The sequence below is a fragment of the Brevibacillus brevis genome (assembly GCF_022026395.1).
In the GTDB taxonomy this organism is placed as follows: domain Bacteria; phylum Bacillota; class Bacilli; order Brevibacillales; family Brevibacillaceae; genus Brevibacillus.
Window position 1 is genome coordinate 1,505,242 of the sequence record NZ_CP041767.1, and the last position, 14,114, is coordinate 1,519,355.

Here is a 14,114-nt window from a genome sequence, read left to right on the forward strand (position 1 = left end):
TGATTACCCTGACAAGTATTGCTAACATTATCCAGAGAATAGTAAAATTATACTATCTTGTCTTACATAGGAGGTAGTTTGCGTGGGTTTGTTTGATATGTTTAAAACGGATAAAGGGGAAGAAATGACCCCTCATTTTGGGTTTGCATGTTCCTTGCTCTACATGATGAAATCGGATGGAGAAATGGACCACGAGGAAATCGGTCAATTGCTCGCTGTATTGGGTGGCGAAGAAAGCAACGGCGTGATTGGCGTAGGTGCCAATAACAGACAGTTGCTCGAAAACGCAATGAAATATACACGCAAAAACCCCATTGAGAAATTCTTGAGCGAAGTAACGCCAATGCTCACAGACGCTCAAAAAATGTGCATCCTGGTCAACCTGATCGATTCTTCCCTGGCTGATGGCCAACCTGAGCGTGAAGAGCAAGAGCTGTTTGGCAAATTCTTGACTGCGTTTGGTATTTCGGAGGATCGTTTCCGTCCTTTCTTTGAAGTAATTGTGTTGAAAAATGACCGTGGTGTGTTCTTGAATCAAAACCATCCAAAGAACCAACCGGGTTACAGAGTTACCCTTCCGGTTTAATCCATGATACGAATTCAAAACCTTCTCATTTGAGAAGGTTTTTTTCGTTTTTAGAAAAAGACATCCCCCCAAAATAGCAATTCAGAAGAAATGCTATCGTTTTATTTGTGTTACGATCTAGTTAGGAAAAAATGAAAGGTGGGATCCAAATGCGGAATCAAATTTCTAAAACACGTCTGTGGATTGCACGGATTATGAGCGGACTTGTCATTCTTTTTATGCTTTTTGACGGTGTATTCAAACTCATCCAGCCTGCTCCTGTCATAGAGGGAACCCTCGTACTCGGCTATGCGGAGCATCACATTGGCGTGATTGGAATTCTCGCCCTTGTATCAACGGTGTTGTATGCTATACCCCGGACAGCAGTTTTGGGTGCGCTTCTGTTGACTGGATTTTTCGGTGGGGTCATTGCTACCCAGATCCGTGTCGATGCGCCGCTCTTTTCCCATACGCTGTTTGCTGTCTACCTCGCGATTTTGATGTGGGGCGGATTGTGTTTGCGGGATGAGAGGGTGCGAAAGCTGCTTTTCGCTGCCAAAGAAGAAAAATAATAAACACAGGTCTTCTTCGTGAGCTTCGCGTCGGCATCCTGCTTCAGTATCACGTATGACCAGATTCTTTCCAAGCAGCCATGTGATCAATTCGTCGAGATGAGGCTTACCCGAGACATTGAGACGATTTTTGCAGGACCAGGGATACGAACAATCATATAAACTGCCAATCGTTGACAGATGAAAAAGCATGTGGTAGGATGATCACAACTTATCAGGGACGGAGGGTTACGTGTGGCAAATTAATTTTTCGATACTTTATTCGCACAACACAATCGATGAAATAGTGAGAAAAGGCTATGTTGTGTGCATACGAATCGGAAAATGGATTGCCGCTATGGTAACCCAATTGAATCATGAGCAAATAGGAGTGAGGAAGGCAAGCAAGCGTGATGCCCCCTCTATTTGCATGATCTGTGAAGAGAATGGAACCAATCCTGTACGATCAGATGCTGGAATCTGATGTACATGGGTTTCGTTTCTTCTTCCTTTTTCGATGACGTAAGCACAGGCAGCCTAGCCTGTGTTTTTTTATTTCAGTTCGTTGAGGAGGAAAACATACAATGGCAGAACAGATCTTAAAAAGAAACGGTGTAGAAATATGTGCGGAAAGCTTTGGGAAGCCCACAGATCCGGCGGTTTTGCTGATTATGGGAGCACAAATGTCCATGCTTTGGTGGGAGGAAGAATTTTGTCAGCGACTAGCCGACGCGGGACGCTTTGTTATTCGTTTTGATAATCGGGATGTCGGACGCTCCACGACCTACGAGGTTGGCCATCCAGGTTATACGTTTGAAGATATGGCGGATGATGCTGTTCACGTCCTTGATGCATTCGGCGTACAGCAGGCGCACTTCGTTGGTATGTCGATGGGCGGAATGTTGACACAAATGATTGCATTGCGACATCCCGAAAGAGTTCGTACCATCACATTGCACGCAACGTCCAATTTTGCTCCTGGCCTACCACCAATCGATGAGAAGCTGACGGAGTTGTTCAGCAAGATGGGCGAGATTAACTGGGAGGATGAGCAGGAGGCGTTAGAGGCGGCGGTTGCGAGTTGGAAAGTTCTCAGTGGTTCCAAACATCCTTTTGACGAGCAGCGCGTTCGTGAATTGGCCCAAATCGATATGGCCAGAAGCAACCATTATGCGAGTAGAAACAACCACGCCTTCGTGACAGCCAGTGAACCGTACTTGTTGCGGACAGCGGAAATCGCTGTACCAGCACTTGTGATTCACGGTACAGAAGACATGCTCATCCCTTTCGCGCATGCATTACATCTTGCGAACACCATTCCGGGAGCAGTCTTGCTTACGTTGGAAGGGACAGGGCATGAGCTTCCGCGTGGGGATTGGGATGTCGTCATCGAAGCAATTTTGAAGCATACACAAGAAAAGGAAGCGTAATGACACTTGCTCCTCTTCGCAGAGCGCAAGGCTAAAAAACGAAGAGGATAACGAGAAAAAACGGAGCGGAAAACAGGAATTACTCCTGCTTTCTCTCCGTTTTTTGTAGCGGCATGGCATATTTCCTTGTGTGGAAGGAAACAGCACGATATTTATGGAATCGTTTTCGCTTATGCTCTCGGGCTAACGAGGATTTTTACCTGGTTTTTCTCTTTCAGCAGTGCTTCAAAACCATTCTCCATGATGTCGTCGAGCTTGATGCGCTGGGTGACCAGCTTGTCTGCCGGGAAGAAGCCCTTTTCCATCAGGCTGATGACGGCAGGGAATACGTCACGGTAGCCAATGATACCTGTCATGTTGCGTTCTTTCATGACGATGTGATTTGGCTTGATTGGCGCTTCTCTTTCGAAGATGCTGACGATCATGATTTGTCCAGCGATTTTGGTAGATTCGATGGCTTGCGTGAGGACAGGAGGCACGCCTGTGACTTCAAAGGCGATATCTGCGCCACCGTTTGTCCGGTTGTGAATTTCTTGGACTACATCGTATTCTTTTGGATCGATAACGATGGCGCCCAGCTCAGTTGCCTTGTTTTTACGTTCGGGGGACAGCTCCACTGCATAAATCTCAGCCGCTCCTGCTGCTTTTAATGCTTCGATGACAAGCAAGCCAATGGGACCAGCACCGAATACGACAGCTTTGTCACCAGCTTTCAACTGACTTGAACGGACTGCATAAAGGGCCACGGCAGATGGCTCGACAAGAGCTCCTTGCTCATAGGAGAGGCTGTCTGGGATTTTGTGGACCATGTGCTCATCGCAAGCCACGTATTCCGAAAAGCCGCCACCGCCGCCTGCGAGACCGAGGAAGCCCATTTTTTCACAAAGATTGTATTTGCCTTGTCTGCACGCAGCGCATGTTCCGCAAGCGAAAACCGGCTCGACAACGACGCGATCGCCAACCTTGATAGTGGTTACGCCTTCTCCGATTTCCACCACTTGTCCGGAAAATTCATGCCCCATTACGATCGGGGCTTTTTCGCCTGTTAGTGGATGTTCAGTACCTTGTGGGATGAAGATCGGGCCAGCCACGTATTCATGCAAGTCGCTTCCGCAAATGCCGCACCACTCGACTCTGATTTTCACTTTACCTTTGGTCGCAACCGGTTCCGAAATGGTTTCCAAACGGAGGTCTTTTAATCCGTGCCAACGTAACGCTTTCATATCTGCCATCTCCTCATTCGATTTGGATTCTATATATGAAATTCAGCAAGTAAAATAGGAAACGTTTCCGAAAATTAATATGTCATAAGTTTAGGATCTTGTCAATTTGATTTCCTAGGCAAGAGTTGGGGTGATGTGCAATTGTCAGAGGAGAGGATGTTAACTCTAGCTATGTTGAATGGATGTATAGGTGTTGTGCAACAGGTGCGAAGTCGTCCGCCATGTTTTGCTCGAGCCTCGTTACCATTGGTTTTGTGTATGCTATAATAGCGGTAAGAAAACACCATTTAGCTCGGAAAGATTGAAAACGATTCCGATATGGAAAGGAAAGCAACGCGTTGGATACAAAAAATAAAGTGACAATAGAAGATGTGGCGAAGAAGGCTGGCGTAGGAATCGCAACGGTATCGAGGGCCATCAATGACAGCGGGGGAATCAGTCCGAAGACGAAAGCGTTGATTCTGGACGTCATCGATGAGCTGGGCTTTATTCCAAACACTTCCGCGCAAAGTCTAAAGGTGCGCCAAACCTATCAAATCGCATTGGCTGTCCCTGATATTCGCAATGCGATCATTCCGGATATCGCCTGGTCGGTTGAGCAAGCAGCCAAGCAGCATGGCTATCGCGTCGTACAAATTAATACAGCGGGAAATGCCCGAATGGAGCTTGAGACTGTGCGTGAGGTCAAAAAGCTGCATGTAGACGGGCTGATTATCATGCCGCTCGCCTATCCGAAGACGTTGGTCCAGATGATTAACAAAGCGAGTGTTCCCGTTTCGATTATTAACTATGGAAAAAAGCTCGAAGACAATGTGAAAGCAGATATTGTCAGTATGGCCCGTCAAGAAGGGCGACTGGTCATGGAGCATCTGATCAAAATTGGTCGTACGCGAATCGCTTACGCAGGTGCGCCGAAGGACAAGATCGAGGAACGGTATTTTGCCTATGAGGCGTCGCTTCAGCACGTCGATCCCTCGCTGGTGTATTTTGGTGAGGACTTCTCGTTTGAGACGGGCCTTCGTGCTGCTGATTACTTTTTTAGCTTGAAAAACATGCCGGACGCTATCTATGCGGTCAATGACATGGTGGCAATCGGGATTGTGAATCGGTTCAAGGAGCTCGGCGTCCGTGTGCCAGAGGATGTCGCTGTCGTGGGCATTGACAACAATGTGTGGACGACGATTACGACACCGCAGATCAGCTCTGTTTCGATCATGGGGGAAGAGGTAGCACGGCTCGCGACAGAGCTTTTGCTGAAACGGATTCGTGAGCAGGGGGCAGGGGCGTTTGAGCGCGTACAGTTCGAGCCGCGGCTGATTGTAAGGGAGTCCAGTGTGGCGGTTATTCGTAAATCGCCATTGGATACGTAGGGCATTTTCAGATGAAAAGCCGAGTGAGCGGCAGGTGATCGGTGATGATACCTGGCTTTTACTCGGCTTTAGCTTTAAGGCAATATGGCAAACGAGCGAACAGGAAACCCGGAGGCTTTTTCAGGCTTGGGTGTAATGTTTACTATGACAGCGCCTTTTGCCGGGAGCTTATCGAGATTTTTGAGCAGCTCCACTTGATAGGTGTCTTGATCGAGCACAAAATATTCGCCCAAGAGCGCTCCGTTTTTCCGGTAGTCGATTGTCGCATCCGTATCGAAGGTTTCGTGACCGACTGCTTTGATTTGTCTTTCCTCGAACAAAAATTTCAAAGCCTCCAATGACCAGCCGGGAGCGTGATTATTGCCATCTGCATCCTTGTTGTTGAAGGCATCGACGTCTGGCCAGCGCTTGCTCCAATCTGTGCGCAAGGCAACGAAGGAGCCGCCCTCGATTCGACCGTGCTCGGTTTCGAAATGCAAGATGTCTTCCACGGATAGCGAATAGTCGTTGTTGGCTTCGGCTTCTTTTGATTTGTCGATGACGACGAGCGGCAGTACGAGTTCCTTCAGCTCGATCTCGTCCAAGTAACGTTTGTTGCGCACAAAGTGAATCGGTGCATCCAAGTGTGTACCGTACTGTCCAGGAAAAGAGAAGCGCTGGGCAAAGAAGCCGTCGTCATGCGTGAACAGCGTTTGGAATTCGGCGGCGTCAAAGGCGTGGAAGTGCGGGGATTCCGGACCGAATGTGTGCGTGAGATCCACCCATTCTTTTTGTTTTAACAGGGTAATTGCTTGAATCAAATCGTTTGCCATGTGCCCACCTCGTTATTGTTTTTCGAATTTTCGCGCTTGTAAAACTGAGTTTATCCAATACTTTATCGGTTCTAATTCCGAGTGTCAATATCGGAAATAATTTAACAAAAAATAGCAATCGAGAAGAAGCGTTCAAGCATGATTCTGCTATGCTTTAAAGGAGAAGAATGAGTATCATCCAAACAAAAAGCGAAGGAGAAATTCCCATGACAAAAGAGCTTTGGATCAATTTGCCCGTCAAGGACCTCGAAAAGTCCAAATCATTTTTTGCCGCACTCGGATTCTCTTTTCATCCTCGCCATGAGAATAGCAAAGAGATGGCGGGCTTGGTAATCGGCGAAAAAAACATGCTCATTATGCTGTTTCCAGAGGTTACCTTCCAAACCTTTACGCAAAATGAACTGGCAGATACAAAGCGCGGAACGGAAGTGTTGTTTTCGATCGATGCCGAGAGCAGGGAAAAGGTGGATGAATTGGTGGGTAAGGTGATAGACGCTGGGGGCACTGTTTTCAGTGAGCCGCGGGAGCATGGTCCGGGGATGTATGGGGCAGGCTTCGCAGATTTGGATGGTCATCGGTGGAATGTGTTGTATATGGATAGGAGACAGATATCGAGAGAATAGAGGAGCGTGCCCCTGAGAAATCAGGGGTTTTTGCATGAACAAGCAAAAAATTCATGTTCTATTAAGGTTGTATAGAAATACGATTAAGATTGATTGCTTACTCTTCTAGAGAAGGAAATAAGGGTAAAGGAGAGGAGCAATCTTATGAAAATGTTTTCGAAGTTACAGACATTAATGGCGACTGTACTTGTAACTACTATGAGCGTCAGCCTTGTAAGCGGAGTTGTTTCTCCAACCAAAGTGTTCGCATCTTCTGTATCTGGGCCGGATGATCCGAGAGAGGTAGAGCAATTTGCAGATGAATTTTTTAACCAGTCAGAAATTAAGAACAACTTGGCAGGAGCTTCGTTTGTAGTTGTAAAAGGAGACAAGGTCCTTTTTAAAAAAGGGTATGGATATGCGGATGTAGAGAAGAAGATTCCGGTCGATCCTGATCGGACTGTATTCCGTGTAGCGTCAGTAACCAAGGTTATTACAGCTACAGCGGTTATGCAATTGGCGGAGCAAGGAAAAATAGATTTGAACAAAGATGTATCCGCATATATGGGGGGTGCCCGGATTCCGAATAAGACAGGCACTCCTCTTACAATGAAACATCTGTTAACGAACGCCACTGGATTTGACTTTGGAGACACTTCTGACGGTTCAACAACCGACTTGAAACGGGAGGTTTCTTTAAAGAAATTCGTTATGGACAATCTCCCAAATGTCATTCGCAAGCCAGGAGAGTTTTACAGATATGACAACCTCGGCTTCACCATTCAAGGTTATGTTGTAGAACAAGTAGCAGGAAAACCATTTGGTGAATACGTGCAGGAACGCATCTTTAAGCCACTTGGCATGGAAAATAGTGATTTTCGACTTACACCCTCAATAGTCAAAGAGTTGGCTGTACCTTATAATATTATCGGACAGCCGATCCCGACTTATGCAATGGTACCAACTGAGCTTCCTGATGGTGGAATGCTCTCAACTGGTTCTGATATGGCTAAATTCATGATTGCTCATCTCAATAAAGGAAAGCTTGGGAATGCGACGATTATGGAAGAAGAAACGGCGGCAGAAATGCAGAGACCTCATCTTTCCGTGCATCCAAAGCTGAATAACATGGCGCTTGGTTTCGAATATGCCAACCAGCAAAATTACAATGGACATTATGTTATTGAAAAAGCAGGGGATTTACAAGGATACCATACCGGGATGTGGTTGATCCCGGAAGAAAAAGTGGGAGTATTTGTTACAGTCAATAAGGACTTCGAAATTCGTATGCCTTTGATTGAAGCGTTTATGGATCATTACTACCCGAAAAATGAGCACAAAAAGGGACCGTTTGCGTTAGCGAAACAAGAACTCACGAAGTTTGAAGGGACATACAGCGATTTGCGAAACCGGATGTGGACGACTCGTATACGTGCTGAAGGCGGAAAACTCATTGTAAAAGACCCGCTGGGAGAACATTTCCTATATGAGGTGGAGCCACTCTTATTCCAGGATGAACAAGGTAGTAAAGCTGCTTTTAAGCTGAACGATCACGGAGATGTGCAGGCTTTCTATTACGATTTAAAATCAGATAGTTGGGCAGAAAAATTGCCTGAGCCGCAACGTTATCAGGATGTGGAGAATGACCATCCATATGCGTCCTATATTTATCACCTGCGCCAGATCGGTGTCTTTGCTGATATGGAAGGAGACAATCGCTTTTCGCCCGAACAACAGATAACAAAAGGAGAGTTTGTTGGCTGGTTCATCAAGTGGAGTGGCATTGCCCCATCAAAGCATAAACCGATTTACACGGATCTTTCAGGTAACAAGTATGCGCGGGAAATTCAAGCAGCTTACGAGTTAGGTTTACTAAAAGCATCTGCTGATGGCAAATTTTATCCAAACGAGCCATTGACGCGTCAAGAAGCAGCAACCATCGTATGGCGCATGGCATTTGGCTATCTTCATGGAGAGCCGAAAAAAGCCAAGTTGAGTGGTAGGACAGATGCTTGGGCTTTAGAGGGAGTCCATTTCGTAGTGGCAAAAGGATTATACGGACCAGAAGTGGTGAAAGGCAGAGATGGCAGTTTCGATTATAAATCAGAGCAGCTGATGGTAAGGAAAGAAGCGGCTGCGTTACTATCTCGGTTCGCAGACCAATTATTTTAGTGTACAACAAGCCGTGACTTCTTGTTTGTGCTTCGTTGCGACATGAGGCGATGGAGGGAAGTACAATCAAAACGATACTGATCATCGACGATGAAGCACAAATTCGTGAACTACTCAGTATTTATTTGAAAAATTACGGGTTTGCTACTTATGAAGCAGGTAATGGGGTTGATGCGCTGGCTGTATTCTCAAACGTGCAAATCGATCTGGTTATTGCTGATATTATGATGCCGATGATGGATGGATACGAGTTATTAAAAAAGATGCGAAATATTTCCGAAGTTCCGTTTTTGTTCCTGTCCGCGAAATCGGACGATATGGATAAAATTATTGGACTGCAGCTTGGCGCTGACGACTATGTGGGGAAGCCTTTTAACCCCATAGAAGTCGTCAGCAGAGTTCAAGCGTTATTCAGAAGAATGGATGTATTTTCTAAAGGTGAAAAGCAGAACCATGAAATCATACAAATTGGCGAAGTCATGCTCGATTTGGTGAGCTGTAAGCTGTACAAAAATGGACAGCAGAAAGAAGTGACATCGTACGAGTTCAAGATTTTGTCTTTACTGATGAAACATGCGGGGAGAGTTTTTACAAAAGCATCCATTTACGAGCATGTTTGGGGGCAGGAATACATAGGGGATGAAAACCTCATCATGGTCTATATCAGCAAACTCAGGGAGAAGATTGAGGATAACCCAAGAAGGCCAGTTTATCTTATTACGATCAGGGGGTTAGGCTACCGTTTTGAAAAAAAATGAGAGCATCCCCGACAAGCGGCCGTTAAAACAACTGTTTTTTCGGCATTATGTTGTGATAAGCGGTTTGTTCTTGTGTGTGATTATGGTTGCTCTTTTTGGGACAGACCTGTTGATGGACAACTATTTTAATAAAACGCCCGATTTGACCCAAGTGGATGGGAGTAAAATATACCAGTACCCTTTTGAAAAGATGGATGGCCGGTTGTTAGACGAGTACGGCGGCTGGTTCGAGATCGTGGATGAATCGGGGACAGTCATCTATGTAAAAGGCAACAAGGAAGACAATATCATGACATATAGCGATGGAATGCTGTACGCTAAAGTGGACATACTGCGAAATGATGATTCAATTTTTTACCATGCCTATCGAACGCAAGGGCCAGAGGGTGAGAACTATGTTCTGTTATGGAAAATTCCTGAGCGGTCGGAAATTATATCATTGGCGCTTGGAATCTTAATAGCGTTGTTTGTCGTTCTGTTGTTCATCGCCCTTTATTTCTATACCAGGTACTCCGTCTTGCAGATGAAGAAGCCTCTCCGGCAAATTGTAGAGGGTATTAAAGAAATGGAAGGCTTCAATTATCAGAAGAGGCTTACATTTTCGGCTGAAATGGAATTTGCAGAAATCCGGGAAGCGTTTAACGGAATGGCAGAACGACTACAGCAGACCTCGGCAGAGAAAGAAGCGGTAGCGGACAACAAAAGAAACATGCTGCTGCATTTGTCTCACGATCTGAAAACGCCGATTACCTCTGTATTCGGTTATTCTCAGTTGTTGCTGGATAGGCCGGAGCTAGAAGAAGAGCAAAGGCGTCAGTATGTTCAATATATTAACGACAAATCGTCTTATATGGCCCATTTGATTCAAAATTTGTTCGAGCTGGCAAAGCTGGAAGACCAGCACGTAAGACTTGATAAAGAAAAGGTGAATATCAGTAAGTGGTTTATGCAGCTTGTTGCGGAATTTTATCCGGAAATAGAAGATAGGGGATTTCAGCTGGATGTGAAAATTCCAGAGGAGCCGCTGTTTGTCATGTTCGACAAAATGCATATGAACCGCGTTATTACGAATTTGATCGGTAACTCACTAAAACATAATCCTCCGGGAACGCAGCTATTCGTTTCATGCGAGAAAATAGAAGCCGGCGTTGTTCTATGGTTGGGTGATAACGGTACAGGTGTTCAAGAGGATGTTAGGGAACACATTTTTGAAGAGTTCATAAAAGGGAGTAATCCTGTGAAAGATAGCACCGGACTCGGTCTAGCCATTTGTAAAAAAATTATAACGTTACATCAGGGGACCATTCATTTGGAAAGAAATCAACGGTATACGACTCTATTTAAAATAACGTTGCCTCTTGAATGAGCGGTACTGTCCGGGAATGTATAGGGTGGGCTTCGCTGAAATCTGCTTGTATATGGATATGAGCAAAATGCAGATGGAGTAAAAGGTGCATTTGCTAAAAGGAGCCTTCCAAATGTGAGGGCTCCTTTTCCAAAACGAGAGTTTGGGCGAGGGTTATTTACTCGTATACGTTGAGAGAGACCCATCCGCTAATAATACGTTGTAAGTACGGTGCAGCATGACTACTGCCTCCGCTCGTGTGAGTGGATCGTGTATTTCCAATTGGTTATCCCACGTACTCATGATGTCGTTGCCCACTAGCCATGCGAGTGCATAAGCTTTTAATGCGTCAATGTCACCATTGGCGAAAGTTATTTCTCCAGAGTCGAGGTGACTGTAGCTAATTGTGTATTCGGCGTTAGGAATAGCAGTGGAACCAGGATAAGGTGATCGATAGTTAGGTGAATCGACCGACTGTACGGTAATATCGTCAATTCTAGAGAGGACTTGCAAAACTTGATCGGCGGGCATTTGATACATCTCTTGGTAAAAAAACGTTTGGAAGAAGTACATAGCTTCCCACCGCGTTACCTTTTTTTCGGGATAGATGTAGACTTTGTCCCAGTCCCAATCTACAACACCAAATGAGTTTGCATCGTACATTTCCATTAATGGTTGATAGGCCCAATGTTTTTTGGGGACATCTTCAAACTTCTGTATTTTCTGCTCGGAGGATTCTTTGTTTAGATTCGGACGGAGTTTATTAAACAGCTTATGAAACATAACAGTGAGCTCGGCTCTGTCAATCGTCTCATTCGGTCTGAAGGCCCCATTGGAATAGCCGCTTAATACACCTTTTTTTACCATGAAATCAACGGATTCCCGAGCCCAATGTCCATTCGGGATATCGCTGAACTGACTGGCTTGAACAGGCATGGAAGTTGAGAAAAGAATCGAAACGATAAGAGCTAAGCATAAAGACATATTTTTCATCATGTTCCTCCTTTACCATCCCTTTCCTTTTCCCTTCTCTATTTCTGCTTAAACATTTTGGCTATACTCAGGCTGATGTCAGGAAGAGATGCAAATGGTATGCTGGAGGGGTAAGGCAGGATTGGAGAAGGGGATGGTGTTATGAAAAGGACACGCAAAATCACCTCCTAAAATCATAATGTTTTCGATTTTAGGAGGGATATCCAATGAAATTTCAGCGAATCGATCTAAACAATTGGAGCAGAAAGTCTTATTTCGAGCATTATCTGAACCGAGTGAATTGTACCTTCAGTATGACAGCCAACATTGATATATCGGGATTGCTCCCCGCTCTACGGCAAAAAGGGATGAAGTTGTACCCGGCTTTTCTGTATATGGTGACAAACGTTGTCAATGAGCATCGTGAATTTCGGACATCGTTTCATGCGGATGGCCAGTTGGGCTACTGGGAGAGCATGATACCCAGTTATACTTTTTTTCACAAGGACGATCAAACATTTTCTACGATGTGGACGGAATTCGCTGACGAGTTCCCTGTTTTTTATCAAAATTACGTAGCGGATATGAAACAGTATGGGGACAACAAAGGTTTTGTAGCGAAAGAACCGGAACCGCCTTATACCTTCCCTGTCTCGTGTATTCCCTGGGTTAGCTTCAGTGGGTTTAATCTGAATATTTCGGGAGATGGGCGATATTTGCTGCCGATCATTACGAGCGGAAAGTATTTCGAGCAAGGAGGCAAAACGTTATTGCCTGTTTCTTTGCAAGTCCATCATGCGGTTTGTGATGGCTATCACGCCAGCTTGTTCATCAACGATTTGCAAAAATGGGCAACAAATTATATGGAATGGTTAGGTGTCGAGTAAATTGGCTCGTTTGGTATGCTTCTTCTTCCTAATCTCTCCCAATCATTTATAATAACGGTAGGAGAACTGGGAGGAGAAGGAATGAACAAAGAATTGGTAGGAAAAATCTTCGGCTGTATTGTTTTGGGTGCGATCATCACTGTGATCGGAGTCGTGGCGATGGTGATGACTGCCTTGAACGCACAGGGAAGAGTTTATTGCCTACTTGTCGCTGTCACGACGGTCGTTTTTATCATCTACATCATTGGCCAAATGTTCGTCCCGCAAAAGAGTCGGTTATGGAACCGGGCCCTCTTTGTCTATTTTCTCTTTTGTACGCTGCCAGTTGCAGGATATGAGATCAGCAGCTATTACCATAACAGCATTCCTGTGGTCAGTGAGGCAGAGGTCGATCTGGAACAGTATAAACCGTTCGCCACAGACTCCAAGGTCCATAAACTGGATCAACCAGCGACATTGTCATTACAGTCTGATTTGCCCAAAATAGATGGGGCGACGGCCTTGTATCCTCTTTACGCTTCCTTTGTGCAGGCTGTTTATCCCGAGAAAAATTACGATCTTTACGACAGTGAAGTCATGGTAAACAAGACGCCAAATGCGTACGAAAACTTACTGGATGGCAAAGTCGATATCATTTTTGCGGCAGCGCCTTCCGAGGAACAGCTCCTGTCAGCAAAAGAAAAAGGCGTAGAGCTTAAGCTGACCCCGATTGGAAAGGAAGCTTTTGTCTTTTTCGTCCATGCAGAGAATTCTGTTCACGGACTCACTACCCAGCAGATTCAGGACATTTATGCGGGAGACATCAATTCCTGGGATCAAGTCGGGGGCGGGTATGAGTATATTCGATCCTTTCAGCGTCCTGAAAATAGCGGAAGTCAGACGATGCTCAAGAAAATCATGGGAGGCAAAGAGCTCATGAAAGCACCACAAGAAGACGTGGTAACAGGAATGGGTGAAATCATCGAGCAAACAGCCAACTACAAAAATTATTCGAATGCCATCGGTTACTCGTTCTTGTTTTATGCCACGGAGATGGTGCGAAACGGAAACATTCGTCTGCTCGCGATTGATGGGGTAATGCCTAATAAGGAAACGATAAAAAGCAGAGCGTATCCGTTTGCGGCCGATTTTTACGCAGTGACAGCCGGGACGGACAATCCGAATGCAGAGAAACTGATCGAATGGATTTTGTCTCCACAAGGACAAGAATTAGTAGAAAAAACGGGCTATATTCCGGTGAAATAAAATTAGGCGAAGCAAAGGAGACCCTTGGGAGATTGACCCGAGGGTTTCTTCTTCGCTCTCCCTTTGTCTCGATTTGGGGTCGTGATTGTCGCGATGATCCGGGAGTCAGGCTTGCAGGCTGGCAGGCTGGCGGTTTTATTTCTAGTTGGATCATATTGACAGAAAAAACTAAGACTGTTATA

Annotated in this window: 14 protein-coding genes; 11 read left to right on the forward strand and 3 right to left on the reverse strand. The window is 45.4% G+C overall.

Annotation, left to right across the window (positions count from 1 at the left end; all coding sequences use genetic code 11):
* Positions 1-82: 82 nt before the first annotated feature.
* The 4 genes from FO446_RS07605 (at position 83) to FO446_RS07620 (ending at position 2,546) form a co-directional block, all read left to right on the forward strand.
* Complete coding sequence (locus FO446_RS07605) at positions 83-586, forward strand: tellurite resistance TerB family protein (RefSeq protein WP_173608813.1); 504 nt, start codon at positions 83-85, stop codon at positions 584-586.
* Positions 587-735: 149 nt separating this feature from the next.
* A complete protein-coding gene (locus FO446_RS07610) occupies positions 736-1,137 on the forward strand; it encodes a DoxX family protein (RefSeq protein ID WP_173608812.1) in 402 nt (133 codons plus the stop codon).
* Positions 1,138-1,369: 232 nt separating this feature from the next.
* Positions 1,370-1,600, forward strand: coding sequence for a hypothetical protein (locus FO446_RS07615; protein WP_221867593.1), 231 nt, complete (start codon positions 1,370-1,372; stop codon positions 1,598-1,600).
* A 100-nt stretch (positions 1,601-1,700) separates the two neighbouring features.
* Positions 1,701-2,546, forward strand: coding sequence for a BRB family alpha/beta fold macrolide esterase (locus FO446_RS07620; protein ID WP_237900295.1), 846 nt, complete (start codon positions 1,701-1,703; stop codon positions 2,544-2,546).
* 170 nt (positions 2,547-2,716) lie between these two features.
* On the opposite strand, the gene FO446_RS07625 is transcribed toward FO446_RS07620, so the two are convergent.
* Positions 2,717-3,769 (reverse strand): 2,3-butanediol dehydrogenase, encoded by a 1,053-nt coding sequence (locus FO446_RS07625; RefSeq protein WP_173608810.1) that lies wholly within the window; start codon positions 3,767-3,769, stop codon positions 2,717-2,719.
* A gap of 338 nt (positions 3,770-4,107) precedes the next feature.
* Here FO446_RS07625 and FO446_RS07630 point away from each other — a divergent pair, with 338 nt between their 5' ends.
* Complete coding sequence (locus FO446_RS07630) at positions 4,108-5,139, forward strand: LacI family DNA-binding transcriptional regulator (RefSeq protein ID WP_173608809.1); 1,032 nt, start codon at positions 4,108-4,110, stop codon at positions 5,137-5,139.
* Positions 5,140-5,213: 74 nt separating this feature from the next.
* On the opposite strand, the gene FO446_RS07635 is transcribed toward FO446_RS07630, so the two are convergent.
* Positions 5,214-5,951 carry a cyclase family protein gene (locus FO446_RS07635; RefSeq protein ID WP_237900297.1) on the reverse strand — a complete coding sequence of 246 codons (738 nt, stop codon included), beginning with the start codon at positions 5,949-5,951 and terminating at the stop codon, positions 5,214-5,216.
* Positions 5,952-6,157: 206 nt separating this feature from the next.
* Here FO446_RS07635 and FO446_RS07640 point away from each other — a divergent pair, with 206 nt between their 5' ends.
* From FO446_RS07640 to FO446_RS07655, 4 genes are all read left to right on the forward strand, one after another.
* Positions 6,158-6,574: a VOC family protein gene (locus FO446_RS07640; RefSeq protein ID WP_221867594.1), complete on the forward strand. Its 417-nt coding sequence runs from the start codon at positions 6,158-6,160 to the stop codon at positions 6,572-6,574.
* A gap of 144 nt (positions 6,575-6,718) precedes the next feature.
* Complete coding sequence (locus FO446_RS07645) at positions 6,719-8,725, forward strand: serine hydrolase domain-containing protein (RefSeq protein WP_237900299.1); 2,007 nt, start codon at positions 6,719-6,721, stop codon at positions 8,723-8,725.
* Between the two features lie 50 nt (positions 8,726-8,775).
* Complete coding sequence (locus FO446_RS07650) at positions 8,776-9,483, forward strand: response regulator transcription factor (RefSeq protein WP_237900301.1); 708 nt, start codon at positions 8,776-8,778, stop codon at positions 9,481-9,483.
* Complete coding sequence (locus FO446_RS07655) at positions 9,470-10,849, forward strand: HAMP domain-containing sensor histidine kinase (protein WP_237900302.1); 1,380 nt, start codon at positions 9,470-9,472, stop codon at positions 10,847-10,849. The genes FO446_RS07650 and FO446_RS07655 overlap by 14 nt, the downstream gene beginning before the upstream one ends.
* Positions 10,850-11,002: 153 nt before the next feature.
* On the opposite strand, the gene FO446_RS07660 is transcribed toward FO446_RS07655, so the two are convergent.
* Positions 11,003-11,824 (reverse strand): S-layer homology domain-containing protein, encoded by an 822-nt coding sequence (locus FO446_RS07660; RefSeq protein WP_229087982.1) that lies wholly within the window; start codon positions 11,822-11,824, stop codon positions 11,003-11,005.
* A gap of 203 nt (positions 11,825-12,027) precedes the next feature.
* Here FO446_RS07660 and catA point away from each other — a divergent pair, with 203 nt between their 5' ends.
* Both catA and FO446_RS07670 read left to right on the forward strand, forming a co-directional pair.
* The gene (gene catA, locus FO446_RS07665; RefSeq protein WP_237900304.1) at positions 12,028-12,687 is read left to right on the forward strand and encodes a type A chloramphenicol O-acetyltransferase; all 660 of its coding nucleotides are present in this window, start codon (positions 12,028-12,030) and stop codon (positions 12,685-12,687) included.
* Between the two features lie 81 nt (positions 12,688-12,768).
* Positions 12,769-13,932 carry a PstS family phosphate ABC transporter substrate-binding protein gene (locus tag FO446_RS07670; RefSeq protein ID WP_237900306.1) on the forward strand — a complete coding sequence of 388 codons (1,164 nt, stop codon included), beginning with the start codon at positions 12,769-12,771 and terminating at the stop codon, positions 13,930-13,932.
* Positions 13,933-14,114: the final 182 nt, after the last annotated feature.

Excerpts from the sequence above, each read along its gene's own strand:
- FO446_RS07610 (WP_173608812.1), top strand. The coding sequence starts at position 736 with ATGCGGAATCAAATTTCTAAAACACGTCTGTGGATTGCACGGATTATG.
- FO446_RS07620 (WP_237900295.1), top strand. The coding sequence starts at position 1,701 with ATGGCAGAACAGATCTTAAAAAGAAACGGTGTAGAAATATGTGCGGAA.
- FO446_RS07625 (WP_173608810.1), bottom strand. The coding sequence starts at position 3,769 with ATGAAAGCGTTACGTTGGCACGGATTAAAAGACCTCCGTTTGGAAACC.
- FO446_RS07635 (WP_237900297.1), bottom strand. The coding sequence starts at position 5,951 with ATGGCAAACGATTTGATTCAAGCAATTACCCTGTTAAAACAAAAAGAA.
- FO446_RS07640 (WP_221867594.1), top strand. The coding sequence starts at position 6,158 with ATGACAAAAGAGCTTTGGATCAATTTGCCCGTCAAGGACCTCGAAAAG.
- FO446_RS07645 (WP_237900299.1), top strand. The coding sequence starts at position 6,719 with ATGAAAATGTTTTCGAAGTTACAGACATTAATGGCGACTGTACTTGTA.
- FO446_RS07650 (WP_237900301.1), top strand. The coding sequence starts at position 8,776 with ATGGAGGGAAGTACAATCAAAACGATACTGATCATCGACGATGAAGCA.
- FO446_RS07660 (WP_229087982.1), bottom strand. The coding sequence starts at position 11,824 with ATGATGAAAAATATGTCTTTATGCTTAGCTCTTATCGTTTCGATTCTT.
- catA (WP_237900304.1), top strand. The coding sequence starts at position 12,028 with ATGAAATTTCAGCGAATCGATCTAAACAATTGGAGCAGAAAGTCTTAT.
- FO446_RS07670 (WP_237900306.1), top strand. The coding sequence starts at position 12,769 with ATGAACAAAGAATTGGTAGGAAAAATCTTCGGCTGTATTGTTTTGGGT.